At 55.1% G+C, this 15,831-nt stretch carries 18 protein-coding genes; 11 read left to right on the plus strand and 7 right to left on the minus strand.

Annotation, left to right across the window (positions count from 1 at the left end):
- The first annotated feature begins 14 nt into the window (after window positions 1-14).
- From KTE_RS02280 to KTE_RS47265, 6 genes are all read left to right on the plus strand, one after another.
- Window positions 15-1,787 (plus strand): hypothetical protein, encoded by a 1,773-nt coding sequence (locus KTE_RS02280; RefSeq protein ID WP_201378077.1) that lies wholly within the window; start codon window positions 15-17, stop codon window positions 1,785-1,787.
- A gap of 93 nt (window positions 1,788-1,880) precedes the next feature.
- Window positions 1,881-3,164 carry a glycosyltransferase gene (locus tag KTE_RS02285; RefSeq protein ID WP_201378087.1) on the plus strand — a complete coding sequence of 428 codons (1,284 nt, stop codon included), beginning with the start codon at window positions 1,881-1,883 and terminating at the stop codon, window positions 3,162-3,164.
- Between the two features lie 53 nt (window positions 3,165-3,217).
- Window positions 3,218-5,110: a phospholipid carrier-dependent glycosyltransferase gene (locus KTE_RS02290; RefSeq protein ID WP_201378089.1), complete on the plus strand. Its 1,893-nt coding sequence runs from the start codon at window positions 3,218-3,220 to the stop codon at window positions 5,108-5,110.
- A 49-nt stretch (window positions 5,111-5,159) separates the two neighbouring features.
- Window positions 5,160-6,992: a cellulase family glycosylhydrolase gene (locus tag KTE_RS02295; RefSeq protein WP_201378091.1), complete on the plus strand. Its 1,833-nt coding sequence runs from the start codon at window positions 5,160-5,162 to the stop codon at window positions 6,990-6,992.
- A 169-nt stretch (window positions 6,993-7,161) separates the two neighbouring features.
- Window positions 7,162-7,944 carry a transposase gene (locus KTE_RS47260; RefSeq protein ID WP_236600247.1) on the plus strand — a complete coding sequence of 261 codons (783 nt, stop codon included), beginning with the start codon at window positions 7,162-7,164 and terminating at the stop codon, window positions 7,942-7,944.
- The gene (locus KTE_RS47265) at window positions 7,905-8,447 is read left to right on the plus strand and encodes a hypothetical protein (RefSeq protein ID WP_236600248.1); all 543 of its coding nucleotides are present in this window, start codon (window positions 7,905-7,907) and stop codon (window positions 8,445-8,447) included. The genes KTE_RS47260 and KTE_RS47265 overlap by 40 nt, the downstream gene beginning before the upstream one ends.
- Window positions 8,448-8,522: 75 nt before the next feature.
- On the opposite strand, the gene KTE_RS02305 is transcribed toward KTE_RS47265, so the two are convergent.
- Together KTE_RS02305 and KTE_RS02310 are read right to left on the minus strand one after the other, a co-directional pair.
- Entirely contained in the window at window positions 8,523-9,467 is a 945-nt protein-coding gene (locus tag KTE_RS02305) for a class I SAM-dependent methyltransferase (RefSeq protein ID WP_201378093.1), read from the minus strand.
- Window positions 9,468-9,694: 227 nt separating this feature from the next.
- Window positions 9,695-10,066: a DoxX family membrane protein gene (locus tag KTE_RS02310; RefSeq protein ID WP_201378095.1), complete on the minus strand. Its 372-nt coding sequence runs from the start codon at window positions 10,064-10,066 to the stop codon at window positions 9,695-9,697.
- Between the two features lie 222 nt (window positions 10,067-10,288).
- On the opposite strand from KTE_RS02310, the gene cofE reads away from it, so the two are divergent.
- From cofE to KTE_RS02335, 5 genes are read left to right on the plus strand one after another with little or no spacing between them, the layout of a single operon-like run.
- Window positions 10,289-11,056 carry a coenzyme F420-0:L-glutamate ligase gene (gene cofE, locus KTE_RS02315; RefSeq protein ID WP_201378106.1) on the plus strand — a complete coding sequence of 256 codons (768 nt, stop codon included), beginning with the start codon at window positions 10,289-10,291 and terminating at the stop codon, window positions 11,054-11,056.
- 21 nt (window positions 11,057-11,077) lie between these two features.
- Window positions 11,078-11,731 carry a nitroreductase family protein gene (locus KTE_RS02320; RefSeq protein WP_201378108.1) on the plus strand — a complete coding sequence of 218 codons (654 nt, stop codon included), beginning with the start codon at window positions 11,078-11,080 and terminating at the stop codon, window positions 11,729-11,731.
- A gap of 17 nt (window positions 11,732-11,748) precedes the next feature.
- Complete coding sequence (gene cofD, locus KTE_RS02325; protein ID WP_201378110.1) at window positions 11,749-12,681, plus strand: 2-phospho-L-lactate transferase; 933 nt, start codon at window positions 11,749-11,751, stop codon at window positions 12,679-12,681.
- Window positions 12,682-12,717: 36 nt separating this feature from the next.
- The gene (cofC, locus tag KTE_RS02330; RefSeq protein ID WP_201378111.1) at window positions 12,718-13,332 is read left to right on the plus strand and encodes a 2-phospho-L-lactate guanylyltransferase; all 615 of its coding nucleotides are present in this window, start codon (window positions 12,718-12,720) and stop codon (window positions 13,330-13,332) included.
- A gap of 54 nt (window positions 13,333-13,386) precedes the next feature.
- On the plus strand, window positions 13,387-13,794 hold the full coding sequence (locus tag KTE_RS02335; RefSeq protein ID WP_201378112.1) for a PPOX class F420-dependent oxidoreductase: 408 nt from the start codon (window positions 13,387-13,389) through the stop codon (window positions 13,792-13,794).
- A gap of 69 nt (window positions 13,795-13,863) precedes the next feature.
- Here the strand turns inward: KTE_RS02335 and KTE_RS02340 are convergent, their stop codons facing one another.
- From KTE_RS02340 to KTE_RS02360, 5 genes are all read right to left on the minus strand, one after another.
- Window positions 13,864-14,124, minus strand: coding sequence for a ubiquitin carboxyl-terminal hydrolase 14 (locus KTE_RS02340; protein ID WP_201378113.1), 261 nt, complete (start codon window positions 14,122-14,124; stop codon window positions 13,864-13,866).
- 17 nt (window positions 14,125-14,141) lie between these two features.
- A complete protein-coding gene (locus tag KTE_RS02345) occupies window positions 14,142-14,672 on the minus strand; it encodes a sensor histidine kinase (protein WP_236600249.1) in 531 nt (176 codons plus the stop codon).
- A gap of 44 nt (window positions 14,673-14,716) precedes the next feature.
- Window positions 14,717-14,896 carry a hypothetical protein gene (locus tag KTE_RS02350; protein ID WP_201378117.1) on the minus strand — a complete coding sequence of 60 codons (180 nt, stop codon included), beginning with the start codon at window positions 14,894-14,896 and terminating at the stop codon, window positions 14,717-14,719.
- The gene (locus KTE_RS02355) at window positions 14,893-15,102 is read right to left on the minus strand and encodes a hypothetical protein (RefSeq protein WP_201378119.1); all 210 of its coding nucleotides are present in this window, start codon (window positions 15,100-15,102) and stop codon (window positions 14,893-14,895) included. The genes KTE_RS02350 and KTE_RS02355 overlap by 4 nt, the downstream gene beginning before the upstream one ends.
- A gap of 112 nt (window positions 15,103-15,214) precedes the next feature.
- Window positions 15,215-15,802 (minus strand): MFS transporter, encoded by a 588-nt coding sequence (locus KTE_RS02360; RefSeq protein ID WP_374226795.1) that lies wholly within the window; start codon window positions 15,800-15,802, stop codon window positions 15,215-15,217.
- Between the last annotated feature and the right edge of the window lie 29 nt (window positions 15,803-15,831).

The raw sequence follows: 15,831 nt of genomic DNA on the forward strand, positions 1-15,831 counted from the left end.
TCAAGAGGTATTCCATGTCTTCTCACGAGAATGCATTCAACTATCGTCCCTCTTTGCTTGAGGGCGTGTCATATATACATATTCAAAGGCATATTCCAGGGTATGTTCCTGGACGCGCGGTGTCTACTCACAATGAGCAGACGACGGGGGAGTCCGCGCGCTTATCTGGGCCGGAGACGCCGTTACCTGCTGCGCTCTCTTCCTCACAGGGAAAGAGTTTCTCATCCAGTCCAGGGAATCGGCCTCCTCAGGCTCCCAGGGGCACCTTACGTCGGGTGGGGAAACGAAAGTATCTGCTCCCCCTCTTCCTGCTGGTAGTATTGATCTTAGGGTTGGTACAGGTGGCTTCGGCGATGACGCGTGCCAATATGCACCTGCTTGTGCGCATTGGCGATGTGCAAGAGTCCGACCTGGACCTGAATCAAAGCCTGCCAATTAGTCCATATCTCTTTGGCAGCAATGTCTTTCCTAAAGCGGGTAGTGACTCACAGGACCAGCAGGGGAGCGGCTTTATGCGTTACGATGCGGGTATTGTGGCGGGGTTACGCTCTGCCCGGATACGGCTCTTACGCTTTCCAGGAGGAGAGTGGGGTGAGGAACATACACTCTCTTCCTCTCAACTCGATGATTTTAGCCAGCTCCTCCAGGTAACTGGTGCCGATGGTCTGATGCAGTCCCAACTTTCTAATCCTTCTCAGCAGGACACGCTTGCCACACGTGCCAGTAGAGCCGGTTTGCTTGTTGACTATATGAATAATCCAAAAAGTATTCAACGTGCCAGTGCCACCACTCCCTATCACCCTGTTAAATACTGGACGGTGGGCAATGAGCCGGATCGCCTGAAGAATCCAGATACAGGTGCAACCTTTACGGCTATCGAGTACGCTCAGGCCTTTATTCAGTATTCTATCGCGATGCACCAGAATGATCCCACAATCAAGGTCTTCGGTCCTGAGATCAGTCAGTTCTATGGTGCCGGACTCGGCCCCTACGATAGTGCGCATAACCTCTGGATGGAGACCTTCCTTCAGATCGTCAGTCGTTATGAGCAGTCCCATCCTAACACGAAATATCACCTGCTCGATGGCGTCTCGTTTCACCGTTATCCACTTGATAACGCTAGCCAGGCCACCAATCTGCTCTTAAACAGCACCGGTGAGTGGAATGATCTCATCTCTTCCCTGCGCCAGAGCATACGCCAGGACTTTGGACGTGACCTCCCCGTCGCCGTGACGGAGGTGAATACAAACCCGAAGGGCGATGTTCCTCCACCCGACTATGCCGCCCTCTGGTGGGCCGATACACTGGGGAAGCTCATGAATCAACAGGTTGAATATGCGGCCTTCTTCTCTACCCAGGGCGTTGATGCCCCCTATCCTCTCTTTACCGCTAGAGATGGACAGCAGACCGTCATGCTGCGTATCATGCAGCTTTTCGCGCACCTGCAAGCAGACGATATCGCTACCTCTAGCGAGAACGACAGTGTGAGCCTATATGCGACTCAGGATGACGCCCACAATACGGTAAGCATGCTCTTGATTAACAAGGAAATGAATACAGAAATTGTCCATGTGCGGCCCAATAGCGGTCTCCTCCCACTCAGTGCCTGGCATGCCCAGGATGTGACGCTGAAGGGGCATAGCCTGGTGCTCCTCACCCTACATCGCAATGGTACGAACGAGGCCTATACATTCTCGCCCGCGCAGGCAACATTCAGCGATCCCACGCCAGGCATCCGCCACACCATTTGTGGACAGCAATCTGAGGCACTCACTATCACCTGCTAAATACGAAATTCTCGAATATGATGTATCTGGTCGTTTTCCAATATGATGTGGCGAATGCACCAAACATACATGCGGAGAAATAGAAGGTAATATATGCTCTGGACCATTTTTATCACATGCCTGGAGGCGCTTTATATGCTTATTATCGCGCTGATGACGCTCCAGGCCATCTTTAATATTCGCCTGCGCCTCTTCATCTGGGAGGAGCCAGAGCAAGCCCTGCTCAATAGCGCGCCCACGGTCTATCGACAACCCCAGCTCTCCTTTACCATTCTCCTGCCGGCGCGCCACGAGGAGGAGGTCTATCGCGATACTATTCAGAAGGTCTATGATCTCAATTATCCCCGCAAACTGGTGCAGATCATGGCCATCTGCCGCGAGGACGATACCGGGACCATCGCCGAGGCCCGCGCCAAAATTAATGAGTTGCGCGACCCCAATGTCCAGTTGGTCATCTTTAACGACAAACCCATCAATAAGCCGCATGGTCTGAACCTGGCCTTACAGGTCTCCAAAGGCGATATCGTGACCATCTTTGATGCCGAAGACGAGCCTCATCCCGATATCCTCCAGGTCATTAATACGACCTACTTAAATGAGCAGGTCGACGTAGTACAAAGCGGCGTGCAGCTTATGAATCATAATACCAAGTGGTTCTGTTTTCTAAATGTCCTGGAGTACTTCTTCTGGTTTAAGTCCTCGCTGCACTTCTTCGCCAGCGTTGGCATGACCCCTCTGGGAGGCAATACAGTCTTCGTACGCCGCAACCTGATGCAACGCCTCGGTGGCTGGGACGAGAACTGCCTGACCGAGGATGCGGACCTGGGCATCCGCCTCTGCCTCTCGGGAGCACGCGTGCGTATCATCTATGATGATGAGTTTGTCACAAAAGAGGAGACGCCTCACACGATTGAGCAATTTATCAAGCAGCGCACCCGTTGGAACCAGGGCTTTATCCAGATTCTCTTCCGCGGGCGCTGGCTCAAACTCCCAAACCTCTCACAGCGCCTGCTCGCGCTCTATGTGCTGATCCTACCCGAGGTCCAGGCCTTCTTTACGCTGATGATTCCCGTCTCTATTGTGATGTTTTTCTTCGTTAAGCTGCCCGTGTGGATGGCCATGTTTACCTTCATGCCCTTCTACTGCTTTATCCTGGCCATGTTTATCGACCTGGCTGGTCTGCACGAGTTTGTGAAGGTACATAATCGCCAGTGGAGTTGGCGCGAGGCTGGCATGCTCCTGATAGCCTTTATGCCTTACCAGATCTTACTGGGTATTGGCGCTATCCGCGCCGTCTATCGCTTTCTCAAAGGCGCCTCCAACTGGGAGAAAACCGCTCACATCGGACAACATCGCGGCAACGTCGCTAAAGGCTGAGAGACAACGCCATTCTTCCTAATTCAACAAATCCAATAGAAGAGAGATAGAGTATGCAAGGACCTGAGCAACAACAGAGGCCAGCTTCTGAGAAGAGCGAGCAGACGCCTGCGCCAACACTACCAACAACCCCACCTGTTCCGGCGCGTCCAGCCGAGACACCAAGGCCAGGGGCAGAGGAGAAGCTCGATCCAGGAAACGTGACCCTATACCGCAATAACCGCTTCTTTGTGCATGCGGTCGTTCCTGATAACCATCGCCGTAATATTCAGCAGGCCAGCGGCAATACCTCGCTGCTGGAGCAGATACGCTGGATATCCGCCGAGCAGCTACGTGTCTCCAAGATCAAGACACGCCTGCTGCCGCGTATTGAGTTGTTCAATCCAGCACAACGCAACGCTGTCCCCATACCGCTCTGGCTTGAGGGGCTAGTCGTCCTGGTTTTGCTAAGTCTGGGACTGGGCGCCCATGCCTTCAATATGTTTAACTATCCGCAGTATGGTCCGGATGAAGGCGCCTATATAGCAAACGCCTGGGCCATCATGCATGGTCATCTACAACCCTATCCCTACACCTACGATCACCCACCTCTGGGCTGGATACAACTGGCGATCTGGACGCTGCTCACTGGCGGCTTCTTTAGCTTTGAAACCGCGATCAATAGCGGACGCGTGCTGATGCTCTTGCTGGCCATCGCCAGTGGTCTACTTGTCTATCTCATCACACGCCGCCTCAGTGGCAGCCGCAGCGCTGGATTGCTGGCAATGACCATCTATACCCTCTCTCCGCTTAGCGTGACCTATCAGCGCGAGATCCTTCTCGATAATATTGGAACCTTCTGGCTGCTCCTTTCTGTCTTCTTTGTGGTACGTGGCAATAGCCGCCTACGCAACATCATCTTTTCGGCCCTTGCGCTGGGTATTGCCATCCTGAGCAAAGAGGTCTTTCTGGTCTTTATACCTGTGATGCTCTACGGAGTCTGGCTCTTTGCCACACGCTTCCAACGCAAGTTTGCCCTGGTGGCCTTTTGCTACATTGTGCTCTCGCTCAGTTCCGCTTATGCACTGCTGGCGATCCTGAAGGGAGAGCTGTTGCCAACAGGCCTGCTCCCCGGTGATACTCATGCTCACCCGAGTTTGCTTGGCACCCTGCTCCAACAGATACAATATGTTCCCAATATGGGAGATTTTGCGACAAGCTGGAATACCTGGATTCGCCTGGACCAGCCCCTGTTTATCGCCGGAGGCATTGCCCTGGTGATCAATATTGCTGGTGGCTGGTGGAACCGCCTGCAATGGCTCATAGTGCTCTTTTTTATCAGTTACTGGGTGCTCCTGTTAAGCATTCAGAACATCTTCCCTTATTCGATACTCCCGCTCCTGCCGCTCCTAGGGATGAATATCGCGCTGGCGCTGGATATACCGCTCAAAGCGCTCAGCAAACGCGCTGGCTTCGATCTGGCACGGGCCTTGCTCCTCTTTCTACTCCTTGGCGCACTCATTCCCTTAAATATTCAGCGCGCAAATCCTCAATTCAGCCAGAATACCGCAGAGCCGCAACGCCAGGCGCTGCTCTGGATCAATCGCAATGCCCCTACCAGTTCCATTATTATCATCAATAGCTACCTGTATACCGACCTCCATGAGACCGGAGGGATGGGCGTTGGCAGGGGCTTACCTTACACCCAGGCGCAGATCTACTGGAACGCGGCCTTTGATCCCGAGATCCATAATACCCTGCTGCATGACTGCTGGAATCGCATCGACTATCTCGTGGTTGATGCTCAGATGCAGAGCGATATTCAGACGCGTGGTGGGCCAATGCTGCTCCTGGACCGCGCGCTTCATCGCTCGGTACTGCGTGCGCAGTTTGATGCTGCCAGTGGCGATGCACAATCGCGTATCCAGGTCTACCAGGTCCTTCACGACGCCACTAGTTGTAGCTAAGTCTATTCATCAATCATATAGAGAAATCACAGAAAGGGAGTGAGCCACAATGACGCACAATGCAGATGGCTCGGAGTCGTTCGATCACGCGAGTCCCACCGAGCCATTTCTTCCTCATCAGTCAACCGAGCCGCCCAGGCAGGCCCGTGGTGTCTCCCGGATCGTGCTTGTCGGTCTGGCTATTCTGCTCGTTGGCTCACTCTTGCTGTTGAGCCTCGGCCTGCTCAAGAACACGCTTTTCCCTTCCACCACGGCTAGCGCGATCGGGGCCGGGGCCTGGCATACCGATGGCAGCCAGATTTACGATGCCCAGAACCGGCCCGTGCGCATCGCGGGCGTCAACTGGTCCGGCTTTGAGACTGAGACGCTGGTCGTGCATGGCCTCGCAACGCGCAACTACAAGGATATGCTCGATCAGATCAAGGCCCAGCACTATAATACGCTCCGCCTTCCCTATACTAACCATCTCTTCGATGTCAACAACGCCCCTACTGGTATTGACTATACGAAGAATCAAGAACTACGCGGGCTACGGGGATTGCAACTACTGGATAAAATTGTGGAGTATGCTAGCCAGATTGGTCTACATATCATTCTGGACCGACACCGCCCCGGCGCTACGCAACAGGAGCCGCTATGGTATACCACGCAGTATCCTGAGTCGCGCTGGATCACGGATTGGCAGATGCTGGCACAACATTATAAAGACAATTCCATGGTCATCGGGGCCGATCTGCATAATGAGCCAAGAGCACCTGCCTGCTGGGGCTGCGGCGATCCAAAACTTGACTGGCAACAGGCTGCGCAGCGTGCTGGCAATGCCATTCTCGCGGTCAATCCCAACTGGCTCATCTTTGTCGAGGGTGTGGAGTGTTATCCCGATCCTAATGCCGATAAACAGGTGCCGGGAAACTGCTCCTGGTGGGGCAGCAATCTCAAAGGGGTCGCGACCCATCCAGTTCAGCTACAGGTCGCGCACCGCCTGGTCTACTCCGTCCATGACTATCCCGTGAGCATCTATCCTCAGCTCTGGTTTAAAGATCCCAGCTTTCCTCATAATCTCTCCGCTATCTGGGATAGCTACTGGGGCTATATCCAAAAGCAGGGAATCGCGCCCGTCTGGGTTGGCGAGTTTGGGACTCGCCTGCAAAACGCGCAGGATAAACAATGGCTGACAAGCCTGGTCTCTTACCTGGGGCGCGGGGTCAATGGCATTAACTGGACCTTCTGGAGTTGGAACCCCGATTCTGTGGATACTGGTGGGCTCCTACAAGACGATTGGACCTATATCAACCAGGAGAAGCAAAATTACTTGCAACCTATTCTCTATCCCTTTGACCAGGCTAGTCTAAATCAAACCCCACCTGCGCCCACGCCGCACCCAAAAGCTACGCACCCGGCGCCCTCTCCCGTCAGTGGACAACATATCGAGCTTTATTACCAAAGCGGCAATGGTAGCGGCCCTATCGTAAATCAGATCCAGCCTCAGCTAAAACTCGTCAATACAGGCGCGGCCCCGCTTGACCTCTCGACGGTGACGATTCGTTACTGGTACACGCCCGACTCCGCCCAGGCACAGCAGACCTGGTGCGACTACGCCACCCCTGGCTGTGAGCACATCAACCAGCACATTGTCTTACTCTCGCCACCTCGCGCCAGCGCCGACAGTTACCTGGAACTCAGCTTCACCCCTGGGACCGGGAACCTGCAACCCGGGGATAATACCGGCGAGATTAAGTTTCGCTTCAATAAGACTGATTGGAGTAACTATAATGAGAGCAACGATTACTCCTTCAACGCCCATAGCACAAGCTATCAGCTCGCTCCCTATATCACTGTCTATATCCAGGGCCACCTCGTCTGGGGCAGCGAGCCAGCCTGACATTCCCCACTAAGCTAGACTTTATCCATTCGCTAGACAAAAAATGAAAGGCAGAGTAAGCTTCGCTCAAATCTGATTGCGAAAAGAGAAGAGAGATGCTCAATCTGCCTAAAAGGATTATACAGGTGTTGCGCTCCTTTGAAGAAGCGTTTAGCGAACGAGTGTGGGAATGGGCCAAGGTGCTCTTGATCGGAGCGATCCTGGCTCCAGGAGAACGGACAGTGACAGCGATTTTGCGCGTGATGGGCCTCAATCAAGAACGACAATTCCAGAACACGTCACTCGGGTGCTCAGCCGAGCGAAGTGGTCGAGTCGGGCACTCAGCCGGATTCTCTTGCACTTGTTGATCCGTCTCTTTGTGCCGGAGGATGCCCCCATTGTGGTGGGTATTGATGAGACAATTGAACGCCGTCGTGGAACCAAGATAGCGGCCAAAGGTATCTATCGTGATCCGGTGCGTTCGAGCAAAGAGTTCTTTGTGAAGACGAGTGGTTTGCGCTGGATCTCGATGATGTTATTGACCCCTATTCCGTGGGCTTGTCGGGTCTGGGCCTTGCCCTTTTTTACCGTGCTGGCCCCTTCTGAACGCTACAATCAGCAGCATCGCCGCCGCCACAAAAAGCTCACTGATTGGGGACGGCAAATGATCCGGCAACTGCGTCGCTGGCTGCCTGAGCACATGCTGGTGGTCGTAGCAGACAGTAGTTACTCGGTTCTGGAATTGCTCGCCTGTGCGGCCAGGATGATCGAGCCTGTCGTCATCGTCACCCGTTTACGCCTGGATGCTGCTCTCTATGATCCTGCTCCTATTCGCAAACCGGGAACCAATGGACGTCCCCGCAAGAAGGGGCCCGTCAGCCCACCCTGGCGCAGCGGCTCACCGATCCGGCCACCATTTGGCAGTGCATCACCGTGGCTTGGTATGGCGAAACCACACGCACCGTCGAACTGACGAGCGAGACCGCTGTTTGGTATCACAACGGACTGCCACCAGTTGCGATCCGTTGGGTGCTCATTCGGGACCCGCAAGGGCAATTCGATTCCCAAGCGCTGCTGTGTACCAATCAGCAGGCTTGGGCCCAAGCCATCTTAGAATGGTTCGTTTTGCGATGGCAGATGGAAGTAACCTTTCATGAGGTTCGCACGCATCTAGGCGTGGAGACGCAGCGACAATGGTCCGACCTTGCTATCTTGCGCACCACCCCTGCTCTGCTCGCTCTCTTTTCTCTGGTCACGATCTTTGCTCATCAGTTGCTCCAGGGTCAGCCGTTGCCTGTTCGTCAGGCAGCTTGGTATACCAAAGCGCTTCCCACGTTTTCCGACACGCTGGCCTTTGTTCGTCAGCACTTGTGGCCAGTGACACTTTCTTACCTGTCGCCTGCCAAACCCGATATGATAGAAATTCCACGGGATCTTTTCGAGCGCCTCACCCAGACGCTCGCCTTTGCGGCATAATATGGATAATGTCTAGCTAAATAGCAGCGTACGCAAGTAGCGGGCGACGGATCCGCTACTTGCGTACGCTGCTATTTACTTTTGCCCATAGACAACATATACTTCGTATTCAGTTTGATGGCTATTCCACTCGGCTTCCAGGGAGGCAATGACCGCGTCAAAGGTCTCTTTGGGGATGTTTAAATACTGCTGGCAGAGGGGTTGCAGACTGGGCCAGCCGGAGAGCATGTCGCGCGCCAGGAGTTCGCCCATGCGTCCACCCCAGGAACCGACAGGCAGGTTCTGCGTCTTCTTCTGCACGTGATGTAATCCCGCCTGCTGGAGCAAGATGTCCAGGCGCCCCATTACTTCAAGGTCAATCCCTCGCATCTGGCTCAATTGCCTGAACCAGGCCATAAACTGTTGCGTTGCCGCCCCCTCGCTCACAAATCCACCACCCATCTCCACTAGCTCAACCCAGCCTCCACGCCTGGTCACACGCGCCAGTTCTTGCACAACCCACGGCCACTTTGCGGCGGGAATAGCCGCTACTAATAAGCGTTGATGCACATAGGTCATGCTCTCGTCGGGGAATGGCAACTTCTCCAGCACATTTCCCTGCGTAAATTGATAGTTGAGCGGGCGCGAGGAGGCCTTAATGTTAGCCTCCTCCAGGTCGAGTCCAATCACCTGCAAATGTGGATAGCTCGTGGCGACCTCGCTCGCCCAGCGACCGCTACCGCAGCCCACGTCCAGGACATAGCCTTGCTGGGCCTCTAGCTGAAAGGGCGCGGAGATATTTCCCTGAAGCACCTGGCGTAAAATATAGTGCTGGTAATCCAGGCGCTGAATCTCCTGGTCGTCTTTTGGCAATAAATAGGGGACATCCGTGCGCCGCCTGCGGCCAGCCCCGTCCACATAGGCAATGCCCCACTCTTCCGCTCGTGTGTGATCGATCACACTACTAGCAAGAATATCGCTTCCCGCATTTCTATAATTGAACGCACGAAATAAGCGCGTAAAGAGATCAAAGAAAGACACTCTATGCCTCCATGCAAAAATTCTTGATATCTGCTTGGTATCATGTCTTTAATAATATCTGAAAGCAGGTTGCTTTGGCTAGGGTATGTAGGCTTTTCCGTACATCTCAGACTCGCTGCGCGAACCTTCAAGATAAGGGGTATGTAGAAGGGGAATGGGCTGCTGATCCATTCCCCTTCTACATATCCCTTACAACTCCGCCAGGTCGGTACCAAGGCGCTCCTGGCCTATACCTCCTCGTGAGAATTGTCGGCTAGAACAAGAAGTAGGCCACCCACCGCCGCGAGGTTCTTCAAGAATTGGACCTGCTGACTGGCTTTCCCGGCTGGCGTCTCCTCTTTCCAGAATGGATGGCCCACGATGGTGGTGGGGATCAAGGCCCCCAGCAGCGCGGTCGCCGCGAGCTTGGGCGCGATGCCTGCCGCGAGGGCGGCACCTCCCACGACCATCACCGCGCCATTCAAAATGGCTGCCTGCCGTGGCTGGGGTATTCCCGCCGCGGCGACCTTCTCCGCCCGACCATCGGGCTGCATAAAGGTATTGGCGCCTCCTGAGATAAAAATCGATGCCAGAAGCATACGACCCAGGGTTTTCAGCATTGCATATATCCCCCTTTTTGCGATAGAGTATCAGAGAACCGTGCGTGGGCGACGCGTGCTTCAGCAGCGTCGGGCCATCATCTACCATTCATCGTCTCTCTTTTATTCTCGTAGCAGCAGCTATTTCCGTTTCACCAGGGGGCCTGCTGACCCATCCGGTCCAACACTTTATTCTTTACAGTATGAGCGAACAGACGATATAATACCGTACGAGGGAAAACTATGCATACACAGATACAAATTTTACCTGTTACAGGTATTGGTGATATCCGCCCAGGAGATGACCTGGGCCGTCTCATTTATGACGCCCTGAAGCAGCAGCAACTGACCCTGCAACAGGGCGATGTGCTCATTATTACGCAGAAGATCGTCTCTAAGGCCGAGGGTCGTCTTGTTCATCTCGACGATATCGAGCCCTCCCCCTTCGCGCTCCAATACGCACAGCGCTACCAAAAGGACGCCCAGCATGTTGAGGTCGTTCTGCGCGAAAGCAAGCGCATCGTGCGTATGGATCACGGAGTAATGATCTGTGAGAGCCATCATGGCTTTATCTGCGCCAACGCTGGCGTCGACGAGTCCAATATTGGTGGCGAGCGCGTTCTCGCCCTGCTCCCAGAGGATTCCGACCGCTCCGCGCGCCAGGTTCGCCAGCGCGTGCAAGAGCTGACCGGCGAGGGCGAGCATCTCGACTTCGCGGTAATTATTTCTGATACCTGGGGACGCCCCTGGCGCAATGGACAGGTCAATATGGCCATTGGTATCGCGGGTATGGAGCCTGTCACCGATTATCGTGGACAGAATGATCCCTATGGCTATGAGTTGCGCGCCAGCATGATCGGCGTCGCCGACGAACTGGCGGCGGCGGCTGAATTAGTCATGGGTAAAGTCGACCGTATTCCCGTTGCGCTTATCCGCGGGTATACTTATAAAACGGGGCAGGGGAGTGGTCGCGATCTCATTCGTGAGAGCGCCACGGATATGTTCCGCTAAGAAGACATATAAGGGAATATTGTGACCACACCAACCTCACATTCGCGTGCCTCCAGCGGCCTCCAGCGGAGCGACGACCTGGCCGGGCTGCTGCGTGGGCGCCGTAGCGTCCGGCAATATCAGGAGCGCGAGGTACCACGCGAGGCATTGCTCCAGATGCTGGAGGCGGCACGCTGGGCGCCCTCACCGCACGGGCGTCAGCCCTGGCGCTTCGCCGTACTCACCCAGCCTGAGCCAAAAACCCGGCTTGCCGCGGCGATGGGAGAGGACTGGCAGCGCAACCTGGAAATGGACGGGCAACCCACCGAGATCGTACAACTGCGCCTGGAGAAATCTCGCCAGCGCATTCTCAAGGCGCCCGCCATTATCATCCCCTGTCTCTACCTGGAAGACCTGGATACCTACCCAGACCAGCAGCGCCAGGCCAACGAGAGCACCATGGCGATCCAGAGCATCGGCGCGGCCATTCAGAATATGCTGCTTATGGCCTACGATCTGGGCCTGGATACGGGCTGGATGTGCGCGCCACTCTTCTGCCCCGATATCGCCCGCGTCGCGTTGGGGCTCAGCGAAACGCTGATCCCACAGGCGCTCATTACTGTTGGCTATGCTGCGGCTGATCCTAAGCGCCGGGAACGTCTTCCTTTGGAAGAACTGATTGTCCATTTTGAGTAAGGGTGGAAAAGTAGCTTATGATCGTGGTACTCGCGGGCGGTGTTGGCGCCGCCCGCTTCTTACAGGGTGTGACGCAGGTCGTCCCACAAGAAGAGATTGTTGTGATCGCCAACACTGGTGATGATAGCCAGTTCTATGGCCTGCATGTCTCGCCTGATATTGATATCGTCATGTACACGCTGGCGGGCCTCGTCGATGAGAAACAGGGCTGGGGCGTGCGGAACGATACCTATCACACCATGCAACGCCTCAGTGCACTGGGCCATGAGAACTGGTTCCAGTTGGGCGACCAGGACCTGGCGACGCATATCCATCGCACCCAGCTTCTGCACCAGGGGGAGACGCTCAGCACCATCACCGAGGGTCTGCGCCAGCGTATGGGCATCGGCCCACGCATCCTCCCCATGAGCGATGATTCCGTAGAGACACATATCCAGACGCCAGCGGGCCTCATCCACTTTGAGGAATATTTTGTGAAGCATCGCTTCAACGTCGAGGTCCAGGGCGTCAAATTTGTCGGCGCTAAAACGGCACGACCCGCCCCAGGTGTGATCGATGCCATTAAGCAGGCCGAGGCCATTTTAATCGCGCCCAGCAACCCCATTGTGAGCATCGGCACCATCCTGGCGATTCCCGGCATTCATGATGCCCTGCACGAGGCCAGTGGTATGGTCGTCGCAGTCAGCCCACTTGTGGGCGGCGCTCCCATCAAGGGGCCAGCGGACAGGCTGATGCGCGCCCTGCACATGGAGGCCACCGCGGTTGGCGTCACGCGCTGCTATCGTGATTTCCTGGATGTGATGGTTATCGATCAGCAGGACGCGCACCTGGCCGAGCAGGTAGAGGACCTGGGCATCCCCTGTGTGGTCACCGATACCATCATGCGCGATCAACAGGCCAAGACCGCGCTGGCACGCACCGTTCTTGAGGCCGCAGGCCTCCGTTATTAGTATCAATCATACTAGAATGTAGAAAGTCAGGCACGCATGGGGCATCGAGCATTAATACCCGTCAAACAACTATCGGCCGTCAAAACACGCCTCTCAGAACATTTGACGCCAGAACAGCGCTCAACGCTCGTGCTCGATATGCTCCATTGCGTGATCGATGCCCTGCACGCCAGCGAGGCCCTGGAATGCATCTCGGTGGTGAGCGCCGATCCCGAGGTTCTGGAGCGCGCGCGTCACTGGGGCGCGCATGGCCTGGTAGAAGAGCAGCCAGGGCACAACCAGGCCTTGACCGCGGCGGCCCATCACGCTATCCATCACGGTGCCACTACCCTGCTCACCCTCTCGGCGGACCTCCCGCTGCTGAAGGGGCAGGACGTGCGTGCAATGATCGAGCTCTCGGCCTCACACCAGGTCGTGCTCGCACCATCACGTGATGGCACCGGTACCAATGCATTCCTGGCAAACCCGCCGCTTGTTGTCCCCTATGTCTTTGGCGTCAACAGCCTGCAACACTACGTGGCCCAGGCCCGCGCTCTCAAACTTGACCATACCTTCTACCGCCAGTTAGGGACCGAGCTGGACATAGACACCATTGAAGATCTTCAACTCTTCAGGCACTATGATCAATGCGCAACGCTGGTCAATAGGTAAGCTATTTATTCAGCACAAACGCTATCTATCACACTTGCAAAGGAATATATTTTTATGCGCACCGCGATCCTCTCTGAAAAAGTACGCGCTTTCCTAGAAGAGCGTCGTTTCGCCGTTCTGGGCACAATCAACGCCGATGGCACACCCCAACTCTCGGCCATGTGGTACCAACTGGAAGGTGAGCATATTCTCATGAACACAAAGGCGGGACGCGTCAAAGAGCGCAATTTGCGCCGTGATCCCCGCGTCTCCATCTGCTTCGAGGATGGAGGATATCTAACAATCACGGGCAAAGTCACCCTCATCGACGATCAGGAGACAGCACAGCGTGACATTCATCGCCTGGTCGTGCGCTACAATGACGATGAGAAAGCAGCCCAGAGTATGGAGGATATGTTTGCCAAGGAGCAACGCGTCAGCATCCATATCTCCATCGAGCGTGTGATCGAAAGCCTCTGGTAGGGGCAAAGGAAGACCCGCCTCGGCACTGGCAAGCCGATCACAGGTCTCCCTATGATGAGGAAAGAAACGTCAGAGAACGGCTTCGTCGATGTAGCACCAGCGCCAGTCCTCGCCAGGCTCAATCGATTGAATGATGGGATGGCTGGTCGCGTGAAAGTGTTTGGTTGCGTGCTTATTTTTCGATGAATCACAGCAACCAACGTGACCACAGGTGAGACAGAGGCGCAGATGTACCCAGCTATCTCCACTAACCAGGCATTCTTCACACCCACGTGTATGCGGGGTGACAGGTTGAATGGCGTCTTGATGGGTGCAGATTTGTGTACTCATTTTGTTCCTCCAGTATGCTATTTTTGTTTACTCTTAAGAGGGAGAGAGACTCGAAAACGGGTCTCTCCTGGCCGGGACGTCAGGGTAAGATCTCCATGATGGTCGGTCACGATGATACGATAGGCAATATCCAACCCCAGCCCAGTTCCTTTCCCCACCTCTTTCGTTGTAAAGAACGGCTCAAAAATCCGTGCCTGAATGTCCTGAGGGATGCCTGGCCCATTATCGACGATTTCCACACAGACAAAGGCACCATCTTGCCAGGTGCTGATAGTAATCTGGCCATGCCCCTGGAGCGCGTCGATAGCATTATCTAGCAGGTTGGTCCAGACCTGATTCAGTTCACTGCCATAGACAGTCAGGCGTGGAAGGTGACGATCATACGCGCGTGTGACGTCGATGTGCCCTCTAAGCTTATGGCCCAGAATGGTAAGTGTATTCTCCAGGCCATCATGAATATCGACCTCCTGCAATTGTGCGCGGTCCATGTAGGAGTATTCTTTGACGGCTTTGACGAGAGCGGAGATACGCGTGGTGCTCTGTTCCACCTGAGCGAGCAGGTCGTTGGCCGTAAGCGTGGCGGCCAGCCAGGTCAGCGCAGGCTGAAGCAGGTCGCGTGCGACCTCCTCGCAAGCGGCTCAAAATGGGCCGTTTCCAATCCCGCCTCGACGAAGGTGGTGGCCAATTCCCATGCTTTGGAGAGATCCTGATCCTCCAGCCAGGCCGTGAGGGTCTCTTCGCGCTCGCTCTGCGTTAACGTATCTAGTCTCACCTGGACGGCCTGTTGGGTGCTTGCCGCGCAAGGAGAGCGACCGGTTCGTGGCGTAAGGCTAATTGTGTGAGTATATCAAGCGCCTGCGCTCCTGATGAGGCTCGCAAAACGCGATACGTTCCCCCAAAGTGACGGCGCACATCCCGTTCGATTGCGCGCAAGACATCCGTATCATCATCAACCAGCAAAATAGCAGGTTTGGGCATCGGCGATCTGATTCCTTTCTCTTCCTTATGGACACAATGCTTGATTATAGCATGAAAATCATCGCTCGCTTGCCTCCCTCTCATTGGTCCGTTGTGCACATTATCACCCTGTTTATTTCTGCCCCTCCCTCTGTGAGAGCGCTGTTTCCTCGGCCAGGTCAACGGCGAATGCCCCATCTTCTTGCGGGGTAAGAGGAAGACGTGGAGCACGCTCACTCACCTGCATACTGAGAAACAGTACCAGGAGGGACAGCAAGGCACAGGCGGCCCCCGCCCAGCCGAGCGTATTCAATAGCGCAACTTGCACTATGACGCCACCAAGAGCCGAGCCACCCGCGATGCCCAGGTAGAGCGTCGAGTTATTGAGGGCCAGGATCACATTCGCATGCTGGGGGGCAAGAGTGAGTAGGCGATGCTGCTGAGGAATAAAGACGAGCGATCCCGCAATGCCCCAAACGAAGAGGGCAAGCAACGCGCCTACAAGCGTTGTCAGCACAAGTGGGAGAATCGCAAAGACCAGAGCAAGCACGACGAGGCTCACATTGAGCGGCAGTTTGGCTCCAAAGCGATCAGCAATAAAGCCGCCAGACCAGTTACCGATGACAACACCCAAACCAGAGACGAGTAGCATGCCGCTGATGTCTGTGAGCGTAAGACTATGATGGAGCAGAGGCGCGATATAGGTGTAGACCGTGTAGATGCCGAGATTCCAGAGTAGTGCGGGGCCAG

Origin of the sequence: Ktedonobacter sp. SOSP1-85 (assembly GCF_016587415.1) — a bacterium.
Lineage (GTDB): Bacteria > Chloroflexota > Ktedonobacteria > Ktedonobacterales > Ktedonobacteraceae > Ktedonobacter.

Bases quoted from the DNA above. Each gene is read 5' to 3' on its own strand.
- cofE (WP_201378106.1), top strand. From the start codon at position 10,289: ATGCATACACAGATACAAATTTTACCTGTTACAGGTATTGGTGATATC.
- KTE_RS02295 (WP_201378091.1), top strand. From the start codon at position 5,160: ATGACGCACAATGCAGATGGCTCGGAGTCGTTCGATCACGCGAGTCCC.
- KTE_RS02335 (WP_201378112.1), top strand. From the start codon at position 13,387: ATGCGCACCGCGATCCTCTCTGAAAAAGTACGCGCTTTCCTAGAAGAG.
- KTE_RS47260 (WP_236600247.1), top strand. From the start codon at position 7,162: ATGGGCCAAGGTGCTCTTGATCGGAGCGATCCTGGCTCCAGGAGAACG.
- KTE_RS02285 (WP_201378087.1), top strand. From the start codon at position 1,881: ATGCTCTGGACCATTTTTATCACATGCCTGGAGGCGCTTTATATGCTT.
- cofD (WP_201378110.1), top strand. From the start codon at position 11,749: ATGATCGTGGTACTCGCGGGCGGTGTTGGCGCCGCCCGCTTCTTACAG.
- KTE_RS02340 (WP_201378113.1), bottom strand. From the start codon at position 14,124: ATGAGTACACAAATCTGCACCCATCAAGACGCCATTCAACCTGTCACC.
- KTE_RS02290 (WP_201378089.1), top strand. From the start codon at position 3,218: ATGCAAGGACCTGAGCAACAACAGAGGCCAGCTTCTGAGAAGAGCGAG.
- KTE_RS02355 (WP_201378119.1), bottom strand. From the start codon at position 15,102: ATGCCCAAACCTGCTATTTTGCTGGTTGATGATGATACGGATGTCTTG.
- cofC (WP_201378111.1), top strand. From the start codon at position 12,718: ATGGGGCATCGAGCATTAATACCCGTCAAACAACTATCGGCCGTCAAA.
- KTE_RS02280 (WP_201378077.1), top strand. From the start codon at position 15: ATGTCTTCTCACGAGAATGCATTCAACTATCGTCCCTCTTTGCTTGAG.
- KTE_RS02310 (WP_201378095.1), bottom strand. From the start codon at position 10,066: ATGCTGAAAACCCTGGGTCGTATGCTTCTGGCATCGATTTTTATCTCA.